Raw genomic sequence first — 4,549 nt, 5'->3', positions numbered from 1 at the left:
CTTAGTAGCTCTATTGCTGTCGACACCCGAACGGTCTTTGCGACAGATCTGATTCCTGCTTTGTTTTCTGAAGCTGCTGACGTAGGGGCTGATGCAATTGTCTTTCGAGCCCGGGAAGGAAGCCGAATTAAGCGAATTCTAGCTGGTAATATCACAACGAACCTTGTCACAAACCCAACTGTACCCGTTGTATCCCTACCGGATCCCGATAGTTAGCTTCTATAAATCCACCTCACTCCACATGAAACAACAGTCAATTAAAGAGCAGATGGGCAAAGTTCTCTCTATTTCCATTGCTCTTTGTGTTCTTAACATTCTGCTTGCTATTGCGCATTACCTCTTCATAGTCCTCATATCGATTGTTTCAGGAGTACAGCTAACGACTGCTGTATTCTCTCCCAGAAACGAGTGGATTGTCGGCTTCTTTATATTGGTGGCCGGAGCCTCTTTGATCTCTGGAAGTATCTCATACATGGTCCGTCAGTATCTCTCACAGGGAGATCGTGATTTGTCTCTAGAATACGCTTATGCGATTATTGCGTTTTCCTGCGGTGCTGCCGTAATACGCGTCTCTTTGCAGCTACTCTAACACTGTTTCTAGAGATAGTTGAGAGACGAATTCTTTGAAACGCTCAATCGACTTTTTACTACCGCCAGCAATGAGAATGTCCTCTTCCTGAATGACAAAATCCGCAGTGAGATCCGTTATTAGTTCATCGTCGCGCTCGATAGCGATTACTGTACAGCCGGTCTGGACTCGGAGATCGACTTGCTTGAGAACTGATTCGGCGTCGCCAGTCTTCCATACTTTCAGTATCCCACAATAGCTAATGGAACTTTTACCGTTAGTATCCCCTTCTAAGAACGGGCTGCGAGAAGTGATATTGTGTCTACTAATTAGGAGCCAGACGGATTTCTTGGTAGAAATCACCTCTATGACCGCTTCCTAATCTTCAAAGAATTTCTTCTTGATCAACCCAAAGAGACAAACAAAGGACAGTGGTGTGGCAAGGTAGCAATGTACGTCCTCGTCGTCGGTGCTGGTCAGGTAGGGCAGATGATTGCTTCAAACCTTGCAGATTCACATGAGGTTGCAATAATTGAACGTGATCCAGTGCTTGCTGAGGGCCTCATCTATTCGTTTGACGCTCTCGTGGTAACGGGTGACGGTACCGAACTCAAAACCCTCCGAACGGCTGGACTCGAGAAGGCAGATCTGGTAATCGCCTGCACAGACGATGATGAAACTAACATCGTCGTCTGCGGCGCTGCTAGGACTGCAACTGATGCGTTTACTATCGCACGTGTTCGTCGGCACACGTTACTGGACGTGTGGGCAGAGGCGGAGAATGCCTTCAATGTGAGCTTCATGATCTGTACCGACTTGTTAGTTGCACAGACGATTTTTCGTCTCTCCAACCTTCCACGAGCTCAAGATATCGAGTCGTTCGCTGGGGGGCTTATAACGATGGCCGAACTCGAAATCGGTCCAGAAAGTCCGCTTGCCGAGCGGCAGGTCTGTGACTTGGATGAGCCTGACGGAGTAACATTCGCTAGCGTTTTTCGGAATGGAGAGATGAGCATTGCCCAAGGGAATACTTGTTTTGAAATCGGTGACCGGATTGTTATTATCGGAGCTTCAGATTTGGTCAAGAGTTTTGCGATCGCAAATGTCCCTGACGAAACCTCGAAAGCGAATGATGTAGTTATCGTGGGCGGTAGCGAGATTGGCTATCAAACCGCACGTGAATTCGAGTCTCATGGATTTACACCACGACTGATTGAACGAGATCATGAACGTGCCCGTGAACTCGCCGAAGCGCTTCCCGGCACCCTCGTCATAGAGAGCGATGCGACGGACACGGAATTTCTCACTCGAGAGCATATCGACGACGCAGATCTCGTTATCTCTGCGCTCGACAGTGACGAGAAGAACCTACTTGTTTCTCTTCTTGTCCGCCGATTCGGGGTAAATCGAACGATTGCAGTCATCGACAATACCGAGTATACCAACCTTTTTGAGACAGTCGGGATCGACGTCGCGATCAATCCTCGAGAGGAAACTGCTGAAGAGATTATCCGCTTTACCCGAACAGATCAAACTGAAAAGATCGCTATGCTGGAACACGACCGTGCTGAGGTTATTGAGATCGAACTCGGCCACGAAAGCGCCCTCACGGGCCGCCAGATTGCAGATTCGATGACCGATCTTCCGAGTGAAGTCGTGATCGGTGCGATCTCCCGCAGTGGTACTCTCATTAGCCCTCGAGGGGACACGGTACCACAACCAGGCGATCACGTCGTGCTATTTGTTGATGCGACAGTATTAGACGAGATATCAGCGAAAGTCTGATTTGGTAATAAAATCTGAAGCAAGGATCTGTAGTTGAGCACTGTCGGAGTCGGAGATCAAAGAAAGGGGAGGAATCTTTTGCTCTGCCGATATACCTGTTGTTATGAGCATTCGCCTTGATGACGTCAACAAGCGCATCATCCACGCACTGATGCAAGACGCCCGGAATACCTCTGCACCGATGATCGCCGAAGAAGTTGGCGTCTCTCCCGCCACAATCCGGAACCGAATCGATCAATTAGAGAATGCAGGCGTCATTCGAGGCTACCATGCAAATATCGATTTCAAGGACGCGGACGAGATGCTCACAACACTGTATACGGTAACAGCACCCGTCGAAGAACGCCCGCGGTTCGCTCAGCAGGCACGGACGATTCCTGGTGTCATCAACGTCCGCGAATTCATGGCTGGTGAAGAAAATATCCACGTCCTTGCGGTTGGTCCGGATCTTGAAGCAACAAACGACGTTGCTCGTGAATTGACGAAACTCGGCGTCGAGGTCAACGATGAAAAACTTGTCCGGACTGAGCAGTTCCAGGCCTACCATTCCTTTGGTCCCGGAGAAACCCACCAGCAGTTCTCGGATTACATCAGTCTCGCTGGTGGAAATGAAGTTATCGAAATCCCTGTCGATAAGGATGCACCGATCGCTGGCCGGTCTTTAGAACAAGCGGCTAACGACGACATGCTCGAAGAAGACATGCTTGTCGTCTCGATTGAACGCGATGATGACGTGCTTACGCCCACAGGCAAAAGCGTAATTCACGCTGGTGATATTCTGACTGTTCTCTCTCGCAGCGACTTCGATGAATCAGTGTTACAGATATTTGAATCGAATAGTAGCTGACCAATCTTCGGAAAGAGAAATATACTTATCTACTTGGGGTGGATCAGGAGAGTACATATGAACCAGATTCTTGTATCGAAAATATACTGGGATAGATCTACCTCCTCGCTTGTAAGACTGGGTACACAGGAGGATCCCTGAAAATGTCCAGTTCTGATCAGGAGCTTGCTCGCGATCTCGGCTTCCTTGAAGCCTACACGCTCGGTCTCGGAACGATGATTGGTGCAGGGATTTTCGTTCTCCCAGGGATTGTCGCCGAAAGTGCGGGGCCGGCGAGCATGATCTCGTTCATGATCGGCGGCATGGTCGCACTACTAGCAGCGCTATCACTGTCAGAGCTGGCGACCGGGATGCCGAAGGCCGGTGGGAGCTACTACTATGTCAACCACGCCCTCGGAAGCTTCTTTGGCACGATTGTCGGGTGGGGGATGTGGGCCGGGTTGATGTTCGCGACGGCGTTCTACATGCTTGGTTTCGGCCAGTATCTACTGAATCGACCCTCCGGTGCGCTTACTGTTATTCTCGCTGGTCTTGCGATGGCGTCACTCCTTGTTGCAGTCAACTATCGTGGTGTCAAGGAAACTGGATCGCTGCAGAACGTTATCGTCATAATTCTCATCGCGCTCATTCTCGTCTTCATTGCCATTGGGTTGTTAAATATCGATCTCACTCTGCTTGATCCCTTTGTCCGGGAGGGAGAGGGTTGGCCAGTCGTCGCTGCCACTGCAGGAACCGTCTTCGTGACCTTCATCGGATTTGAGGTGATCGCAACGAGCGCAGAAGAGATCAAGAACCCAGGTCGAAACCTTCCACTTTCGATGATCGCTGCGGTCGTCACACCGACGATCCTCTATGTTCTCGTCATGCTCGTTAGTACAGGAACTCTTCCGGTCCCAGAACTGGCTGCCTCGGACGTTCCTGTCGCTGACGTCGCGGCTGAAGCCGCTGGTCAATTCGGCGTCTTGGTTGTCGGCGACTACGCACTCGAATTTGCAACCGTCGGTTCGCTGGTGATGATCGCTGGTGCGATTCTGGCGACGGTCTCATCGGCAAACGCCTCTATTCTCTCAGCTGCACGAGTTAACTTCGCGATGGGACGCGACCAAATTCTCACCAACTGGCTCAACAAGATCCACGATCGGTACCGGACGCCCTATCGGGCGATTCTCGCGACCGGGGCTGTTATTCTCATACTCATTGCCAGCCCACTGCCGATCGCAACACTCGCTGACGTAGCGAGTTTCATGTTCCTCATTACGTACGCACTAGTCCATGTTGCAGTTGTCGTTCTCCGGCGTGCGGACCCTGACGAGTATGACCCGGACTTTCGCATTCCATCCGTACTGTAT

The 4,549-nt window shown here is 50.6% G+C and carries 5 protein-coding genes; 4 read left to right on the top strand and 1 reads right to left on the bottom strand.

Annotated features, from left to right (window positions below; all coding sequences use genetic code 11):
- Nucleotides 1–241 precede the first annotated feature (241 nt).
- Nucleotides 242–589, top strand: a complete 348-nt coding sequence (locus QA600_RS22685; protein WP_278294208.1) for a hypothetical protein — start codon at nucleotides 242–244, stop codon at nucleotides 587–589.
- On the opposite strand, the gene QA600_RS22680 is transcribed toward QA600_RS22685, so the two are convergent.
- A complete protein-coding gene (locus tag QA600_RS22680; protein WP_278294207.1) occupies nucleotides 581–931 on the bottom strand; it encodes a TrkA C-terminal domain-containing protein in 351 nt (116 codons plus the stop codon). The two genes, QA600_RS22685 and QA600_RS22680, sit on opposite strands and share 9 nt — an antisense overlap.
- Before the next feature lie 87 nt (nucleotides 932–1,018).
- On the opposite strand from QA600_RS22680, the gene trkA reads away from it, so the two are divergent.
- The 3 genes from trkA to QA600_RS22665 all read left to right on the top strand — a co-directional run.
- Entirely contained in the window at nucleotides 1,019–2,353 is a 1,335-nt protein-coding gene (gene trkA, locus QA600_RS22675; RefSeq protein ID WP_278294206.1) for a Trk system potassium transporter TrkA, read from the top strand.
- Nucleotides 2,354–2,456: 103 nt separating this feature from the next.
- Nucleotides 2,457–3,200, top strand: a complete 744-nt coding sequence (locus tag QA600_RS22670; RefSeq protein WP_278294205.1) for an AsnC family transcriptional regulator — start codon at nucleotides 2,457–2,459, stop codon at nucleotides 3,198–3,200.
- Between the two features lie 143 nt (nucleotides 3,201–3,343).
- On the top strand, nucleotides 3,344–4,549 hold a 1,206-nt coding region (locus QA600_RS22665; RefSeq protein WP_278294204.1), incomplete at its 3' end, for an amino acid permease.

Source organism: Natronococcus sp. A-GB1 (genome assembly GCF_029688845.1).
Classification (GTDB): domain Archaea; phylum Halobacteriota; class Halobacteria; order Halobacteriales; family Natrialbaceae; genus Natronococcus.
Note: the sequence above shows the minus strand (reverse complement) of the source record. Positions and strands in the feature narration are given on the sequence as shown.